General features: G+C 69.7%; 15 protein-coding genes. 4 read left to right on the top strand and 11 right to left on the bottom strand.

Annotated elements, in window-relative coordinates; translation table 11 throughout:
- Window positions 1-6 precede the first annotated feature (6 nt).
- From ABFX18_RS10285 to ABFX18_RS10295, 3 genes are all read right to left on the bottom strand, one after another.
- Complete coding sequence (locus ABFX18_RS10285) at window positions 7-738, bottom strand: YceI family protein (protein ID WP_200332252.1); 732 nt, start codon at window positions 736-738, stop codon at window positions 7-9.
- A 148-nt stretch (window positions 739-886) separates the two neighbouring features.
- Entirely contained in the window at window positions 887-1,843 is a 957-nt protein-coding gene (locus ABFX18_RS10290; protein WP_346058260.1) for a diacylglycerol/lipid kinase family protein, read from the bottom strand.
- A gap of 34 nt (window positions 1,844-1,877) precedes the next feature.
- The gene (locus ABFX18_RS10295; protein ID WP_346058261.1) at window positions 1,878-2,486 is read right to left on the bottom strand and encodes a hypothetical protein; all 609 of its coding nucleotides are present in this window, start codon (window positions 2,484-2,486) and stop codon (window positions 1,878-1,880) included.
- Between the two features lie 61 nt (window positions 2,487-2,547).
- On the opposite strand from ABFX18_RS10295, the gene ABFX18_RS10300 reads away from it, so the two are divergent.
- On the top strand, window positions 2,548-4,167 hold the full coding sequence (locus ABFX18_RS10300; RefSeq protein WP_346058262.1) for a deoxyguanosinetriphosphate triphosphohydrolase family protein: 1,620 nt from the start codon (window positions 2,548-2,550) through the stop codon (window positions 4,165-4,167).
- Window positions 4,160-4,798 (top strand): class II aldolase/adducin family protein, encoded by a 639-nt coding sequence (locus ABFX18_RS10305; RefSeq protein WP_346058263.1) that lies wholly within the window; start codon window positions 4,160-4,162, stop codon window positions 4,796-4,798. The genes ABFX18_RS10300 and ABFX18_RS10305 overlap by 8 nt, the downstream gene beginning before the upstream one ends.
- Window positions 4,799-4,827: 29 nt before the next feature.
- On the opposite strand, the gene ABFX18_RS10310 is transcribed toward ABFX18_RS10305, so the two are convergent.
- The 6 genes from ABFX18_RS10310 to ABFX18_RS10335 form a co-directional block, all read right to left on the bottom strand.
- Complete coding sequence (locus tag ABFX18_RS10310) at window positions 4,828-5,514, bottom strand: NUDIX hydrolase (protein WP_346058264.1); 687 nt, start codon at window positions 5,512-5,514, stop codon at window positions 4,828-4,830.
- A gap of 39 nt (window positions 5,515-5,553) precedes the next feature.
- Window positions 5,554-5,910 carry an acyl-CoA carboxylase epsilon subunit gene (locus ABFX18_RS10315; RefSeq protein ID WP_336661804.1) on the bottom strand — a complete coding sequence of 119 codons (357 nt, stop codon included), beginning with the start codon at window positions 5,908-5,910 and terminating at the stop codon, window positions 5,554-5,556.
- A complete protein-coding gene (locus tag ABFX18_RS10320; protein WP_090152492.1) occupies window positions 5,907-7,499 on the bottom strand; it encodes a carboxyl transferase domain-containing protein in 1,593 nt (530 codons plus the stop codon). The genes ABFX18_RS10315 and ABFX18_RS10320 overlap by 4 nt, the downstream gene beginning before the upstream one ends.
- Before the next feature lie 85 nt (window positions 7,500-7,584).
- Window positions 7,585-8,922, bottom strand: coding sequence for a coiled-coil domain-containing protein (locus ABFX18_RS10325; protein ID WP_346058265.1), 1,338 nt, complete (start codon window positions 8,920-8,922; stop codon window positions 7,585-7,587).
- 94 nt (window positions 8,923-9,016) lie between these two features.
- Window positions 9,017-9,751, bottom strand: a complete 735-nt coding sequence (locus tag ABFX18_RS10330) for a PspA/IM30 family protein (RefSeq protein ID WP_090152208.1) — start codon at window positions 9,749-9,751, stop codon at window positions 9,017-9,019.
- A gap of 64 nt (window positions 9,752-9,815) precedes the next feature.
- Window positions 9,816-11,849, bottom strand: a complete 2,034-nt coding sequence (locus ABFX18_RS10335; protein WP_346058266.1) for a TPM domain-containing protein — start codon at window positions 11,847-11,849, stop codon at window positions 9,816-9,818.
- A 65-nt stretch (window positions 11,850-11,914) separates the two neighbouring features.
- Here ABFX18_RS10335 and ABFX18_RS10340 point away from each other — a divergent pair, with 65 nt between their 5' ends.
- A complete protein-coding gene (locus ABFX18_RS10340) occupies window positions 11,915-12,793 on the top strand; it encodes a biotin--[acetyl-CoA-carboxylase] ligase (RefSeq protein WP_346058267.1) in 879 nt (292 codons plus the stop codon).
- A gap of 15 nt (window positions 12,794-12,808) precedes the next feature.
- On the opposite strand, the gene ABFX18_RS10345 is transcribed toward ABFX18_RS10340, so the two are convergent.
- On the bottom strand, window positions 12,809-14,476 hold the full coding sequence (locus ABFX18_RS10345) for an amidohydrolase (protein WP_346058268.1): 1,668 nt from the start codon (window positions 14,474-14,476) through the stop codon (window positions 12,809-12,811).
- 73 nt (window positions 14,477-14,549) lie between these two features.
- Window positions 14,550-15,983, bottom strand: a complete 1,434-nt coding sequence (locus tag ABFX18_RS10350; protein WP_090152488.1) for an amino acid permease — start codon at window positions 15,981-15,983, stop codon at window positions 14,550-14,552.
- Between the two features lie 177 nt (window positions 15,984-16,160).
- On the opposite strand from ABFX18_RS10350, the gene ABFX18_RS10355 reads away from it, so the two are divergent.
- A complete protein-coding gene (locus tag ABFX18_RS10355; RefSeq protein WP_346058269.1) occupies window positions 16,161-16,841 on the top strand; it encodes a TetR/AcrR family transcriptional regulator in 681 nt (226 codons plus the stop codon).
- The last annotated feature ends 40 nt before the right edge of the window (window positions 16,842-16,881 follow it).

Below are 16,881 nucleotides of genomic sequence, written 5' to 3' on the forward strand. Positions count from 1 at the left end.
CACCGGCTACCGCTGCGCTGGTACGGCGGTCAGCTGGAACTCGACCGCGCCGCTGTCTTCCACCGACACGAATCCGAGGTTCGGTGCTTCGACGCCGAAGTCCGAGAAGGTGATGGGGATCGAGCCCGCGATCTCGGCGGTCTCTCCGTCGCTGCGCACCTCGATCTCAGCGGTGACGGTCTGCGTCTCGCCGGCGATGGTCAGCTCACCCGTCGCCTCCGTCTGCACGACATCGCCCAGGGCCGGAGCGCCGTCGAGCGTCACCGGCTCGCTCAGCACGAACGTCGCCTCTGGAAACTCGTCGGTCCGCAGCGCCTCGCTGCGGAAGTACTGGTCGCGGTTGCTGTTGTCGGTCGCGATGGTGGCGACGTCGACGGTGAGGTCGGCTGCCTCGAGCGTGAGCCCGGTGTCGCCGATGGTGAATGAGCCCGTCACGTCATCGGTGCGCCCGGTCACCGTGACGTCGGTGCCGTTGAGCACCTCGTCCACGCGGTATCCGGCCTCCGAGTCTTCTGCGACGTTCCAGTCGCCGACGAGGAACCGGGGGTCGAGCTCCGCGACCGCATCATCCGTGTTCCCGGAGCCGCCGTCGGCCTCATCCGACGCCAGAGATGGAGCATCAGCGGCGGGGGCTGCGATCAGGTCTCGATAGATCGTCGGTCCGGCGATGACCGCGACCGCGGCCAGCACGATGACTCCCGCGCCGACGCCGATGAGGATTTTCTGGGACTTCTTCACAGTGTCTCCTGGGGCCTGGAGCGGGTGGGGGCTGCCCGTGCGCTGCGTTCGATGGACCTCAACCATGGCAGCGCGTCCCAGGAGCACCCCCGGGGAACCCGGTGAAGAAGCTGGGAACCCCCGGTTTCTCTCCCGCCTGCGCCTGCGCTCAGCGCAGTCGCAGGGCTCCGGGCAGGATCTCCACGGTGAACGCCGTGACCTCGCCCACCTCGTCCCCGTCGACCTCGAAGGCGAGTGGCAGCGGCAATGCGACCGAAACGGATCTGGCCGTGAGATGCTCGATCGCGTCGGCGCTCTCCGCCGTCTCAGATCGCGTGAGCATCCGCTTCAGACCGTTGTGCCAGACGAGATTGTGCATCGTCTCGAGCCACGCCGCCACGCCATCGGCGCGCAGTACGAGCAGATCGAGGTCGCCGTCGTCGGGGCGGGCATCCGGAAGGAGTGTGATGCCGCCCTGAATCGATCCGCAATTGGCGATGAGCAGCGTGTGCGCGGCGACCGTCTCGGCCGGCGCATCATCGAGCTGGAGCGAGAACTCCACGACCTCCGCACCCGACGCCGCTCGGCCGAGCGACTCCACGTAGGCCAGCCAGCCGGCCTTCGCCTTGAGCTCGTCGTCCGTCTCGACGATCATCTGCGCGTCGATGCCGAATCCCACCATCACGACGAAGCCGTGTCGTTCCTCGACACCGGCGGCGTTCGTGAACGTCACGCGTCCGAGGTCGAGGGGAGACGCATGCTGCGTGAGCACCCGGGCGAACGCTGCGCGCGGATTCGCGAGCGGGATGCCCAGATTGCGGGCGAGCAGGTTGCCGGTACCGAGAGGGACGACGCCCAGCTGTGCGCTCGATGATCCCGAATCGCCCAGTGCCTCCGCCACCGCTCGGATCGTGCCGTCTCCGCCGGCGGCGATCACGACATCGCACCCCTGCTCGAGAGCCGATGCGGTCGCACCGAGTCCGGCGTCTTCCGGATCGGTCTCGAACCACAGGGCCTCCGGTGCTGGCCCGCTCACGCGGGAGACCGCCGCTTCCCAGGCGGCACGGATCTCGTGCTCCGCGACCTTCGACGGGTTCCACACGATGCCGATGCGTTCAGCAGACATACTGCATTCCCTCATTCCCCATTGGGCGGTGCGATCAGAGCGCCGCGAGCAGCGACTTCCAATGAGCGCGCCATACTTCGATGCGCTCACCGTCCGCGAGGCCGTCCTGGCTGATCGCGAGGGTCACCTTCTCGCCCTTCGGAGACGCCGACACCTCAACCCTGCCCGCGCCCTCGAGGCCGAACCGCCAGAAACTGCGCTTCTCGGTGCGCGACGCTCGCGCATCGATCACCGCGTGCCCGAGATGTTGGATGCGTGAGCCGTGCGCCGTGCGCCACGCCTCGATCGCCGCATCCCGATCGAACGGCAGGGTGCGACTCGCGCTCACGCGGAACGTTCCCGAGGACGACTGCCCCGGCACGCGCAGGCCGGCGTGCTGCTCGTACGCGATGGCGATGGCCTGCGCCCACCAGTCGGGATTGCGCAGTTCGTCGGTCAGCGCTGCGCGAGCGATCTTCGCGATCGCAGGGTGCTGCAGCGTGGGGGCACCTTGCGCTTCGAACAGGGTCACCCAGGCGCTCCACTCGCGCCCGGTCGCCCGCTCGATGCCGGGAATGCTCTCGGCGCGGGTGCGGTTCGACCCCGTCGCCGATGCCCCGGACTCGTTCGGAGCGACGTCTGAGGATCCGGCTGCATCGCTCATGGAAGACCCCTTTCGCCGTTGCGATCAGTGTAGTGGCGCCGCGCATGCTTGAATAAGGGGTATGCAGGGAGTGGGGGGCGGGCGCGAACACCGGCGCTATGTGGAGCACGTCTCGTCGCAGCACCGCCCGGCCGGAATCGCCGACTCGCAGTGGCCCGCCGACGTCGAGGGGCTGTCGGTCGAACCGCAGGAGTACCGGGTCGACCTCGAGCGCATCCGCTTCTCGTCGTACTTCGCCCGCCTCTCCGATGTGACGCAGGTCGTGCCCCAGACGGGGGTCGGCCCCGTGATGCACAACCGGCTCACGCATTCGCTCAAGGTGAGCGCGGTGGCGCGGGTGATCGCGGCGCAGCTCGCGGGCCGCGCCGCGCAGCACGCCGAGTTCATGCGCGGCAACCGCGGGGAGGATGACGCGATCGGGGCGATCATCGCGCGCCTCGGCGGCTGCGACACGATCGTCGCGCAGTCCGCGGCTCACGCCCACGACCTCGGGCACCCGCCGTTCGGGCACCTCGGCGAACGCGTGCTCGATCGTGTCGCCCGGGAGCGCCTCGGCCTGGCCGAGGGGTTCGAGGGGAATGCCCAGAGCTTCCGCATCCTCACGCAGCTCGACACCCTCGGGCGCGACTTCCCCGGGCTCAACCTCACCGCGGCGACGCGAGCGGCGACCCTGAAGTACCCCTGGACGCGCGGGGCATGGGTCGGGGTCCCCACGAGCACGCGACCGGCGCCGGATCGACCCCGCGGCGTCGGGGTCGATGTCGCGGGTGGTGCCGAGAAATTCTCGGTGTACGCGCTCGACGTCGCGGAGATGGAGACCGCTCTCGCTCCGTTCGGGCGCATCGCCGACGGTGTGCAGACGGTCGAGTGCGCCGTGATGGATCTCGCCGACGACATCGCCTACGCCGTGCACGACCTCGACGACTTCACCCGGGCGGGCGTGCTGCAGCAATCGTCGGTCGCCGGGGAGTTCCGCGCCTGGCTCGATCACGCGGGGGCGCTCGCGACCGAAGCGGATGACGCTGTGGCGGCGGAGTGGCGCACCCCGGGGCGCTCGCTGGAACTGCTGTGGCGCAGGCTGCACGCGAAAGACAGCTGGATCGCGGATCGCGACGCATTCCGCGCCGCGGTGCGCCGAGTGAGCGAAGAGGTGGGGCAGACCCTCCTCGCCGCCCCCTACGACGGCGGCATCGACAGCGAGCGATCCGTCTCCGACTTCACCCGACGCTGGATCGACCACCTGCGGACCTCGATCGTCGTCGAGGAGTCTCCCCACGTGCGGAGCGGCCACGTGCGACTCAACACGCAGGCCTGGCACGAGGTGATGGTGCTCAAATTCGTCCACGCGCATTTCGTGCTCGAGCGGCCGGAACTGGCGCAGCCGCAGCGCGGGCGGGCGAAGATGGTCGAGCAGCTCGCCATCGGGTTCGACGCCTGGCTCGCCGACCCCGATGACGCCGGTCGTGCGCCCCGCCGCCTCCTCGAATGGGCCGACGAGGCCACCGAGGCGGGGTTCGCCGTGCGCCGCGACCGACCCGAGCTGCTGATGGGCGACACGAGCGACGCCGGCATGCGGCGACAGGGGCGCAGTCGCGCGATCCTCGACTATGTCGCCTCGCTCAGCGACCAGCAAGCCGTGACCACCTATCGTGCGTTGACCGGAGGAGTGACCAGTGAGTGAGCAGTTGCGGGATCGGGACCGACTCGTCGAGGAGCTGATCGAAGTCGGCCGCGACGCCGTCGGGCGGGGGCTGGTGCTCGCGAGTGCCGGCAACCTCTCAGCGCGCATCTCGGATCGGGAATTCGTCGTCACCGCGTCGGGCACCTGGCTCGATCGCTTGACCCCCGCAGACTTTGCGGTGCTCTCGCTCGATGCCTCCGTGTCGGGGGACGCAGCGCTTGGCGGGCCGCGCCCGTCGAGCGAGTGGAAGTTGCATCACCGGGCGTACCTGGCGCGGCCCGACGCGGAGTGCGTGCTGCACCTGCACCCGCGAACGGCTGTGGTGCTGGCCAGCGTCGGCACTCCCATCCGTCGGCTCACCCTCGATCACGCCTACTACCTCGGCGAGATCGCCGTCGTCCCGTTCTACCACAACGGCACCGACGAACTCGCCGACACGGCAGCCGAGGCCCTGCGCGATCACAACTGCGTCGTGATGCAGCATCACGGATGCTCGGTCGTCGCTGACACCGTGCAGATGGCGTACCGCAGGGCGCTCAACCTCGAGGACGCCGCGCAGGCGACCGCCCTGGCCGTGCAGCTCGGCGACACCACCACCGCGTTCCCGGAGGACGGGGCGACGCACGCCTGACCGGGAGCCGGGCTCGGCGGGGCCGGCGGCTACGGGGCGACCGGGAACTCCTGCCGGGGGTCCCATGGCTCCGCCCACCCGAGCTCGTCGAAGAGGCTCGCGAGGGTCATCCCGGTGAACCCCCACACGAGGTGCCCACCGAGGTGCGGGCCGAGGGCGAACGCTGCGCCCCGATACGTGGAAGCGCCCTGCTGCAGCACCGATGTGCCGCGTGCGGCCGGGTCGAGCATCTCGGCGACGGGAGCTCGGAACACCTCCACCGACTCCGCATGGTCGGCGGCGACGGCGCTCGCACGGCGCCACCACCCCACGACCGGAGTGACGAGATTGTTGCTCACCGGGATGTGCACGGGCTGGAGCGATCCCAGCACTTCGACGCCCGATGGGTCGATCCCCGTCTCCTCCGCGGCCTCCCGAAGGGCAGTTTCTGAGGCATCGCGGTCCTGAGCCTCACTGCCTCCGCCCGGAAATGCGATCTGGCCCGCGTGATGCCGCATGCTGTCGGCGCGGCGAGTCAGCAGCACGTCGAGCTCCGGCGGCACCGTGCGGGCGCCGTGCTCGGCGGGGCGACGGTCGAGGGCGCCGAACAGGATCAGCACCGCCGACCGCCGGAGCGGCCGGTCGGTGCGGGGGGCCTGCGGTTCGTACGAGACAGCGACGCGGCGGCTGAGGAGCGCGCGGAGCTCGCCTTCGGCGTCGGCAACGGTTCGCGGCATACCCGTCACCCTACAACCGCCCGCTCGGCTCGCGGACGGTCAGGCGTCGGCGAGCAGGTCGTAGATGCTGTCCGGTACGCGCTGGGAGCGCGCCCAGGGCTCACGGTCGCGTCGGGCGACGCGCTTCACCTGGTCGGACTCCTCAGCCCGCACCTGCGTGAGCACAGCGATCACCGCAGCGCGCTCCGTCTCGTCGACCTTCCCGGTGACGAAGCGGATGTCGTCGCCGTGGAGCACGTCGTCGAGCGCCGCATCTCGTTTCGCCGCATCGCGCTCGGAGGCATCAGGGGGCAGGATCGGCCGGTCGATGTCGGTCTCGACGTCGGTGGGCGGTGCAGCGTGCTTGGCCACGTGGTGCTCGCTCTCGGTGCTCGTGCTCGGAGACGGCCCGCTCACAGCGGGATGTTGCCGTGCTTCTTCGCCGGCTGCTCGGTGCGCTTGCCGCGAAGCCCGCGCAGGGCCTTGATCACGGCGAGGCGGCTTCCGGCGGGCTCGAGCACGTTGTCGAGCTCGCCGCGTTCTGCGGCGAGGAAGGGCGACGTCACATCGGCGGTGTACTTCGCGGTGAGCTCGGCGCGCAACGCCTCGACGTCGTCGCCGCGTTCGGCGGCCGCTGCGAGTTCCTTGCGGTAGAGGATGTTCACCGCTCCCGCGCCGCCCATCACGGCGATCTCGGCGGTGGGCCAGGCGATGTTGAAGTCGGCCCCCATCTGCTTCGACCCCATCACGATGTACGCGCCGCCGTAGGCTTTGCGCGTGATGATGGTGACGAGCGGCACCGTCGCCTCGGCGTAGGCGTAGAGCAGCTTGGCGCCGCGACGGATGACGCCCTGGAACTCCTGGTCGGTGCCGGGCAGGTAGCCGGGCACGTCGACGAGCGTGAGGATCGGAATGGAGAATGCGTCGCAGAAGCGCACGAAGCGCGCCGCCTTCTCGCTCGCATCGATGTTGAGCGTGCCCGCCATCTGGTTCGGCTGGTTCGCGACGATGCCGACGGTTCGGCCCTCCACGCGACCGAAGCCGATGAGCATGTTCGGGGCGAACAGCGGCTGGACTTCGAGGAAGTCGCCGCCGTCGAGAATCGCGCTGATGACCGTCTGCATGTCGTAGGGCTGGTTCGCGCTGTCGGGGATCAGGGTGTTGAGCCGACGGTCTGCGTCGGTGATCTCGAGCGCCGTGTCGGTGTCGTAGATCGGCGCTTCGGCCAGGTTGTTGTCGGGGAGGTAGCTGATGAGCGCACGGGCGTAGTCGAGCGCGTCGTGCTCATCGCTCGCGAGATAGTGGGAGACGCCGCTCGTCTTGTTGTGCGTGAGCGCGCCGCCGAGCTCTTCGAAGCCGACCTCCTCGCCGGTGACGGTCTTGATGACGTCGGGGCCGGTGACGAACATGTGGCTCGTCTTGTCGACCATGATGACGAAGTCGGTGAGCGCGGGGGAGTACACGGCGCCTCCGGCCGACGGGCCCATCACGATGGAGATCTGCGGGATCACTCCCGAGCACATGGTGTTGAGCCGGAAGATGCTCGCGTACTTGGAGAGTGCGACGACGCCCTCCTGGATGCGCGCGCCACCGGAATCGAGAATGCCGAGCACGGGAGCGCCGGTCTTCAGCGCGAACTCCATGGCTTTCACGATCTTCTCGCCGGCGACCTCGCCGAGCGATCCGCCGAAGGTGGTGAAGTCCTGCGAGTACACGACGACCTGGCGGCCGTGGATCGTTCCCGCGCCGGTGACGACGGAGTCGCCGAACGGGTGGGACTGCTCCATGCCGAAGCCCTGCGAGCGGTGCTTGACGAACTTGTCGAACTCGACGAACGAGCCGGCATCGAGGAGGGCCGCGATACGCTCGCGCGCGGTCATCTTTCCACGCGCATGCTGCTTCGCCGCGGCGGCTGCATCGCGGTCACCCACGGCTTCCTGGTACTTGCGGCGATGATCCGCGATGCGGTCGGCGGTCGTCGCGGGTGCGATGTTCTCTGCAGTCACGCCTGCCAGCCTAGCGCGGAGCACCACCCCTGACCCTCCGAACCTCTCCAACGGAATCGAAACTCCTTGGTGCGATACCTACGATTCAGTCGAAGATATCGCCGAGCAGCCCGCCGAGCAGTACGCCGCCGATCACCGGTCCGAGCATGCCGCCACCGCCTCCGCCCGCGCCGCCGCGACCGCGACCTCCGCCGCCCCACTGGCCGCCTCCGCCTCCGCCGCCCCAACCCCAGTCGTCGTCGTCGGGTCGGGACGAGTCGATGTCGCGCTGGGCCAGCCGCAGCGACTCGTCGGCGAGATCGGAGGCGCGGCGTGCGAGCTGCAGCACCTGCTCGCGGGTGTCTTCGGAGACCGGCAGTGCAGCGATCTCGCTGCGGTGGCGACGCGCCTCCGCGAGCCGTGTGCGGGCGTCGGCGCCGATCCAGCCGCGGTGTCCCTCGATCAGGCTGGCGGCGATGCCGATGGCGTGGTCCGCTGCCGAGACCCCGTGCTGCACCTGCGCGGCGGACGGCACTGGCTTCGCCGCGCGCGCACGAGCGGCGTCGAGCGCGGAGTTGGCCGATGATACGAGGGCGAGGTCGGCGAAGGGGTCGCGCTGGCGGCCCGTGCTCACCTCCGCGAGCGCCTGCTCGAGCCGCTCGATCGCGGCGTCCACCGTCTCATTGCGGGGTTCGGTGCGGGCCGATGCGATGTCGCCCCGCGAGTCGTCGATGACGTCGGCGAGCGTGTTCTGCGCGCGCAGCGCCTCGATCTCGAAGCTGTCGACGCCGTCGAGAATGGAGGCCGCCCGGCGCACGGTCTCGGTCGCAGTCTCGAGCGCGAGGTTCGCGTCGGCGAGTGCGCCGGCCGTGCGGCGACGATCCGAGAGATCGGCGGAGTGCTCGGCGAAGTCGAGCAGCTGCTCCACGTCCTCCGACTGCAGACGCACGCGCTGCAGCGCTGACGGGCTGTAGCGCTCGGCCAACCGGGCGGCAGCGCGCTGCGCGTCCGGCACCCGCGCGCGCAGGGCCGCGGCGTCGGCGCGCACGCGCTCCACCATCTCCGGCGCGCGGCGGGCGCGCTCCACTCTCGCCTGCAGCGCCGTCGTGCGCTCGTCGAGCACCGACTCGGCCCATTCGCACAGCTGCAGAATGCGCGCGTTGCGGGTGCGCACCTCGTCGGGCGTATCGGGGATGTGATCGTGGTTGAGCTGATGCAGCTGGAACGCCTCGCTCAGGTGCTCGCGCACGGAGTCGAGGCCGGCCCGCAACTCGGCGGTGGCGTCTTCGCCGAGCTCCGCGGTGGCGAATGCCAGTTCGTCGCTCGTCGCGCGGATCCGCTCGTCGGCGGCGACGATCGCACTGCGGGCGCGCTGCGATTGCTGCGCGTCGGAGGCGTGCTGTCGTTCCTGCGACTCGCGGTCTCGGCGTCCCCAAAATGCCACGGTGTGTCCTGTCTGCTTCGTGCGATGGCTTACTGCGGTTCGATGGAAGAGCGGAGCGAACCCGCCTCGGTCCGCTCCGCTCGGTTCTCCGTGGTTACTGCTCGAGCGCCTGCGGCGTGCGGCCGGCCTTCAGTGCGGCGAGCCGCGCTTCGACCTCGGTGACGGCTTCGAAGTTCTCGAGTTCGTTGAACTGCGAATCGAGCGTCGACGCCGCGATCTCCTGCTTGCCGCGTGCGAGCGCCTCCTGACGGCGGATCTTGTCCTCGAACCGGCCGAGATCGCTCGTGGGGTCGAGCACGTCGATCGACTTCACGGCGTCGGCGACGCGGTTCTGCGCCTCTGCGGTCTTGGCGCGGGCGACGAGTTCAGAGCGCTTGGTCTGCAGCTGCTGCAGCTTCACCCGCATCCCGTTGAGGCCGTCCTTCAGCTTCGCAGTGACCTCGCGCTGCGCGGCGATGGTGGGTTCCGCGGCACGAGCCTCGTTCTCCTCGGTGATCTGGCGCTGGAGCGCGACCTTCGCGAGGTTGTCGAACTTGTCGGCGTCGACGGAGTTCCCGGCGGAGCGCAGCTCGTCGGCCTTCGAACTCGCCGCAATCGCCTTGCGCTCCCACTCGCGAGCGGTGCGCACGTCCTCGTCGTAATCCTGCTCGAGCAGTCGGAGGTTGCCGATGGTCTCCGCGATGGCCGTCTCGGCGTCCGAGATGTTGGTCGAGAAATCGCGGATCAGCTGGTCGATCATCTTCTCGGGGTCTTCGGCCGAGTCGAGCATCGAGTTGACGTTTGCGCGGACAAGTGTGGTGATGCGCCCGAGGATGGACTGCTTCGACATGTGAGTTCCTTTCGGCGGAGCGGTTTGGATTGAGTGTAGGGATCAGTACTGGGGAAGCGCCGAGTTAGAAGCGGCCCCCGCCGCTGCGACCCGACCGGCCGCCGCGGGAGCGGCGCGAGGATCCACCCGAGCGCCGAGACGATCCGCTCGAGCGTCGCGAGGTTCCGCCCGAGCGGCGGGAGGAACCGCCGCCCCAGGAGCTGCCGGAGCCGCTGCCCCAGAAGCCTCCGCCCGAGCCGCCGTAGCTGGAGCCCCCGCCGCTGCCGAGAATCCCTCCGAGGACGGCGGCGAGGTCGCCCGATGCTGACGGGCTTCTGCCTCCGTACCCGAAGCCGGAGACGTCGGATTGAGCGGCGGAGAGCGACTGGTGGGCCAGCTGGCTCGCGCGTTGCGCATCTGACAGCGCAGCGGCGGGGTCGGCGCCGCGCGCCGCCCCGGCACGGGAGAGCGCTGCCCGTGCTTCGGAGGCCCGGGTGCGCGCGATCGAGCCGACCGCTCCGCGACGCGCCTCGATGAATGCCTCGGCCTGGCGCACGTCGCCATCGGCCTGGATGAGCTGCGCGTCGAGGAGTTGTCGAGCGCGCGCCGCCTGCTGGGCGGACTGCACGACGCCGTCGATGTGCGCGTTCGCGGCCTCGAGGGCTGCGACGGCGCGCGACGGTCGGCGCCCGGCGCCCGAGAGATCGTCCCGTGCTTCGGCGATGCGCCCCTGCGTCGCAGCGATCGCCGCCGCGACGGCGCCATCCGCATCCGGGACGGACTGGGCCCCAGCGATGTCGGCCTCCAACTCGCTGATCAATTCGGCGCATCGCGCTTCGACGCCCGCGAGTTCCGGGCCGCGCGCCGCGATGGACTGGTGGATCGTCTCCGCCTGCGCGATCGCTGCCTCTGCCTCGCGGATCGACACGGCGGCAGCGCCGGATTCCGGTGGCGTGGCGCTGAGCGCGGAGGCCGCGGCGTTCTCCCGCTCCGCGGCGAAGGCGAGCAGTGCCTCCGCCTGCTGGGGGGCGCCCTCGAGGGCGGCGAGCTCTTCCGGGGCGAACGTCGCCGTGAGGCTGGCGACCTCGGCAGCGGTCTGCGCCGCCTGCGCGGCCGCCTGTTCCCGGCGTGCCGCCGCAGCGGCGAGCGCAGCCGGAGCGTTCTGCTCGATCGCGCGCAGCCGCTCGAACGATTCAGCCTGCGCGTCGAGCTCGTCGTCGACGGAGGCGCAGAGCTCGATGACCCGTTCCAGCCATTCCCGCCGCTGAGCGCCGGTGTCGGGAGTGGCGTCGTCGAGTTGCTGACGCAGCGTGAAGGCTTCGAGCAGGCGGGCTCGCACCGACTCGATCGATGCGGCATAGGCCGCGACCGCGGCATCTCCGAACTGAGCGCGGGCGAACTCGAGCTCTTGCGCACTGCTCTTCACGGCATCGTCGGCGGCGACCAGGGCGGAGCCCGAGACGCGCTCGAGCTCCGCGAGCTCCTGCTCGGCTGCCTCCTCGGTGCGGCGCTTGCGCGCGACGCGCGTGATGCCGTAGGCGGCTCCACCGAGACCCAGCACTCCGGCGCCGATCCCGACGGCGACCGCGGTGTTGCGGCCGGGAGCCGCCTGCTCCGCTTCAAGCTGGTCGGCGGCGGCGGCGATCGTGCCCGCCCAGTCCTCGTCGCGGAGCTCGGGAAGCAGCTGCTGCTCGATGCTGTCGAGCGCGTCGTTGCTCAGCGCCCCGTTCTCCGGCGAGGAGATGTAGTACTGGCGGCCCTCGGTCGCGACCGCGAGCAGATACTGCGTATCTCCGAGACCGTTGCGCTGCGCGGTCTCGTCGGCCCACGCGATTCTGTCAGCCGGATCGGTGAACTCGTCGACGAACACCACGAAGAGGTCGAGCCCCGTCTCGTCGAAGGCGGCGGCGAGACGAGCGTTCGCGGTCTGCTCCTCAGCGGGGTCGAGCACGTCGACGGCGTCGGTCACGTACTCGGTGCCGAGGGAGCCGGGAGCGACAGCAGCAGCGCTCGACGCGCCGAGCGCGAGCAATCCGGCGCCCATCAGCGCGCTCGCCCACCAGCGCCCGATGCGCGGCCGATGAGGATGCGGACGGGGGGACAAGCCTGAGTGCTCCACAATCGGAGTGTATTCGTGCCTCGGCATCCGGGTCCAATTGTTTTCCAAGCGCTAACGTAAAGCTCATGGAGCTCCTTCGCACGCGTGCGGCACTGCCCGACGTCAGATGGGCAGAGACCTCGCCCTCCACGAACGCCGAGCTCCGCGCTCTCGTGGTGACTGAGACGGGTCGAGACGCTGCCGGCATTCCGCACGGCACGTTGGTGGCCACGAGTGATCAGACCGCTGGCCGGGGTCGTCTCGACCGCGGGTGGGTGACTCCGCCGAACACCTCGATCGCGGCCTCGTTGCTGGTGCGCGGATTCGGAGCGAGCGGACTGGGGGTGAGCTGGCTTCCCCTGCTCGCCGGCTCCGCCATCGTCACCGCGCTGCAGCCGTGCTTCACGGCAGCTGCCGAGGCCGCAGGCGGCGAGGCGAAGCGCGTCGGGGTGAAGTGGCCGAACGACGTGCACGTGCGCGATGAGGAGGACGCGATCGCCGGGAGGCCGGGCAAGAAGCTCTGCGGGATCCTGTGCGAACTGCTGCCGGGCGACACGACCGGCGGGCACACCGTCATCGTCGGCACTGGCATCAATCTGCTGATCCCCGAGTGGGAGCTGCCCACCGACCGCGCGACCTCGCTGCTCGCAGCGGGCGCCGACACGGGTGGCGCTGAGAGTCTCGCCGACGCCGCGGGCCGGGATCTCGCAGACCGCGTGCTCTCCGAGTACGCCAAAGAGCTGCTCCGGCTCGTGCGCCTCGCCGCCGACGACCCGGGGACCGCACGGGCGCGGATCGCCCGCCACTCGCTCACGATCGGCACCGAGGTGCGGGTGCACCTGCCCGGTGACCGGATCGTGGACGGGCGCGCCCGGGCGCTCGCCGCCGACGGGTCACTCGTCGTCGATCTGCCCACCGGTGGCGAACTCACCGTGTCTGCTGGTGACGTCGAGCACCTCAGGTGACGGCGTCGCGCCGCGTCACTCCGCCCGGTAGAGCTCCTCGCCGAGCACCGTGGTGCTGCGAACGCGCGAGGTGAGCAGCGCCTCGGGTGCCGCTTCGAGCGGGTTCACGTCGAGCACGATGAAATTGGCGCCGAGGCCCGGTCGGATTCGGCCCGTCGTCGCATCCATCTCGCCGGCGAACGCACCGCCTGCGGTGATCGCCGTCAGCGCGTCCGCTGGGCTGAAGGCGCGCTCCGGGTGGTACGGGGCCCGTTCGGGATCGAGCGCTGAAGCGCCGGTGAGCGCGATGTAGAGGTTGGGAATCGCCTCGTGCGGCGCCGTCGGCGCATCGGTGCCGAGGGTGATCGCAACGTTCGCCGCGCGGAACTTGTGCCAGGGGAACCCGAGTTCCTGGCGTTCGTCGCCGAGCTGCGCCTTCCAATTGTCGAGTACGGCGGGATCGCAGTGCACCGGCTGCATCGACGCGATGACGCCGAGCTCGCCCATGCGGATGATGGTGTCGTCCGCGACGCTCTCGAGGTGCTCGATCCGGTGGCGACGAGCGCGGGGCCCGTTCATGCGCACGCAGTGCTCGACCACATCGAGGGCGATCTGACTGGTGCGATCGCCGATCGCGTGCATGGCGATCTGCAGGCCGGCTCGATCGGCGGCCTCGGCGACGGGGAGGATGCGCTCAGCTGTCCAGATCGGCTCCGCGTTGCTGCCGTTCGCGTAGGGCGCGAGCATTGTGGCCGTGCACGCGTCGATGACGCCGTCCATGATGAACTTCACTCCGGCTACCCGCAGCCAGTCGGCCGCACTGCTCGCGGCGATCTCATCTCGGAGCGTCGCGATGCGCGCTGCGCCTGCCACGTCGCGCGCCGCGTCACCCGTCGGCTCGAGGATCCAGTGGGCGGTGATGGGGAAGGGGAGACGGCCGTCCCGGTCGATGATGGCGCGCAGCCCGTCGATCTCCGCCGCATTCAGCGACATCTCGGTCGCTCCGGTCACGCCGGCCTCGAGATAGCTCGCGAACGCGCGATCGAGCGCGGCGACGACATCGGCTTCAGTCGTCTGGGAGAGCAGGAACGCCGAGGCGTATTGCGTACCGGCGGTCTCCAGCAGCAAGCCCGTCGCATCGCCCGCGGCGTCTCGCACGATCTCGCCGCCGACGGGATTCGCGGTGTCGCGCGTGATGCCCATCTCTCGGAGCGCCGCACTGTTCACCCAGACCGAGTGGAAATCGTTGGCGTCGAGATACACGGGCACATCGGGCAGCACCCGATCGAGCATCTCGGCGGTCGGCATGCCGTCGCCGATCGCGTCGAACAGCCAGCCGCTGCCGAGCACTCTCGCCCCGGCCGGGTCGGCGGCTCGCGCAGCGACCAGGCGTTCGTGCATCTCGGCGAGCGAGGCGCAGTCGCGCAGCTGCACGCGGGCGAGCGATTCGCCGAACCCGACGAGGTGGGTGTGGGAATCGATGACGCCGGGAGCGACGAATCGCCCCTCGAGGTCCACCTCGACGACCTCCCGCGATCCGGCGCCGCCTGCGACCCCTCCGACGGCCGTGCGCACGTCGTCGATCGACCCGACGGCGATGAACCGTCCGTGCTCGACGGCGAAGGCCTCGGCGATCGGGGTGGGCTGCTCGGGGGTGGGGTCGGCGGTGAAGACGACGGCGTTGCGGTACAGGGTGGTCGTCACGGTGGCCTCCGGAGGTCAGGTGGTGAATGGGGGGATCTGGGGCGCCGCGCTCGTGCGGCGCCCCCTGCACGGGCTAGCGCTCTGAGCGCGCCTCTGCCGCGTCGAGCGGGTACTCCGCCGAGAGGGCGTCGATCGCTTCGGTCGACGGGATCTCCTCAGAGAAGTTCAGCTTCGGCACGGGCTTGCGGAAGAAGCCGGTCTTCAGCGCCAGAATGACGACGCCGATGAGCATCCAGATGCCGCCGACGATCCAGGTGAGGCCCTCGAGCGAGGTCCACAGCCAGATGGTGAGCCCGAATCCGATGAGCGGGATCACGCCGTACCGGAACCAGCCCCACGCCGAGACGGGCTCGGTGCGGCCGCCCTTCGGGAAGAGGTAGGTGCGGATGACGGAGAGGTTGACCATGGCGAATGCGGCGAGCGCGCCGAAGCTGATCATGAACGCCGCCTGGTCGAGGCTGACGAAGAGGCTCGCGAGGGCGACGATCGAGACGGTGGTCGCGGCGACGATCGGGGTGCCGAAGCGCTTCGAGAGGATGCCGAGCGGTTTCGGGAGGATGCCGTCGCGGCCCATCGAGTAGAGGATGCGCGACACGGCGACCTGGCCGGCGAGGCCGGAGCCGAAGCAGCCGGCGACGGTGATGATCACGAAGATGGCTGCGAGCACTTCGCCTCCCACATGGCTGAAGAGCACGGCACCGGCCGCGTCGAGCAGCTCGGTCGACGCGGTGCTCCAATCGTCGAGGTAGTACGCGCGTGCGCCGACGTACGAGACGACGATGAAGATCAGGCCGCCGATGATGGTCGTGAGCATGATGGCGCGTGGGATGTCGCGGCGCGGGTTCTTCGCTTCTTCGGACAGGGTCGACACGGCGTCGAAGCCGAGGAACGAGAGCGCGAGGATGGCGGCGCCCGTGAAGATCGGGCTGTAGCCGACGGAGCCGGGGATGAAGGGTTCGAGCAGTGACGGCGCGTTCGGGTCGTTGATCGCTGCCTTGATGGCGAGGATCGCGAAGACGATGACGGCGGCGAGCGAGACGACGACGATCACCGTGTTGATCTTGCCGACCAGCGAGATGCCGAGCACGTTGAAGACGAACACGGCGATCAGCGCGGCGAGCGTGAACACCCACGTCGGGACGCTCGGGAACTGGGTGCTGGCGTAGAGCCCGAGAATCAGGAAGTTGATCATCGGGATGAAGAGGTAGTCGAGCATGAGCACCCAGCCCGTGAGGAAGCCGGTCGTGCCCCCGAAGGCCTGCTGCGAATACGTGTAGGCGGATCCGGCGACGGGATAGCGGCGCACCATCGCCGCGTAGCTCGCCGCGGTGAACAGCATGACGACGAGGGCGACGATGTAGGAATCGACGAGGTGGCCCTCGGTGAGCTGGTTCACGATGCCGTAGGTCGTGAAGACGGTGCCGACCGCCATGTACGAAAGCCCGAACAGTGTGAGGGTGATGGGGCCAAGAGTGCGCTTGAGATGCGCCCCGGTTGCTTCGCTCACTGAATCTCCTGTGATGTGGCGGCTGGTGCCGGTGCCGTGCGCCGATTCCGTCTGCGGAACGACCACCAAAATGAACAAGGTTCTTTTTGACGTGACTAGACTAGACGGAGATCGTCGGGAGCGCGAGTCGAGTGCATCTGGTTCGCGCCGCGAAGCGTCAGCGAAGGAGTGATGCGCGTGACTGAGTCAGTGCGGCGACGCGTGGGGCGCCCGAGCGAGCAGGTGCTCTCGCGGGTCAGGATCGTGGAGACCGCGCTCGATCTGCTCGACGAGCACGGCGAGGGCTTCGGCATGCGCGACCTGGCGCGCGAACTCGGGGTGCGACCCTCAGCGCTCTACAACCACGTGGAGAACAAGGAAGACGTCTTCCGCGGCATCCGCGAGGTGATCGCGGGCCGGGTGTCGCAGCGCGAACTGGAGCACGAGCCCTGGGACGTGGCCCTCGCCGCTTGGGCGAGATCGTATCGAGACGCATTCGCCGCGCACCCTCCGACGATCGCACTGCTCGCCGTCATGCCGTTCGACCCCGGCTCGCACGTATTCGCCTCGTACGATCGCATCGTCGCGCTGCTGACCTCGGAGGGGTGGAGCCGGGCGGCTGCCCTCAACATCCTCGTCGCCTTCGAGTCCTTCATCCTCGGCTCCGCGCTCGACGCGGCTGCCGCGCCCGACATGATGCACGCGCGCGACCGCGACGACGTTCCGAACTTCACGGCGGCGTACGAGGAGCGCGATCGGCAGGGCTCGGACACGTGCACCGGGCCCGCGGACCAGGCCTTCGCCGCCGGCCTCGAGCTGCTGCTGCGCGGCCTCCGATCCGAGCAGCGCGAACGGGGGGCCCAGCTGGATCCGCGCTGAACAGCGCGGATCCACTGCGCGAGCACGAGCGCGAGCACGA

Origin of the sequence: Leucobacter alluvii (assembly GCF_039530485.1) — a bacterium.
GTDB lineage: Bacteria > Actinomycetota > Actinomycetes > Actinomycetales > Microbacteriaceae > Leucobacter > Leucobacter alluvii.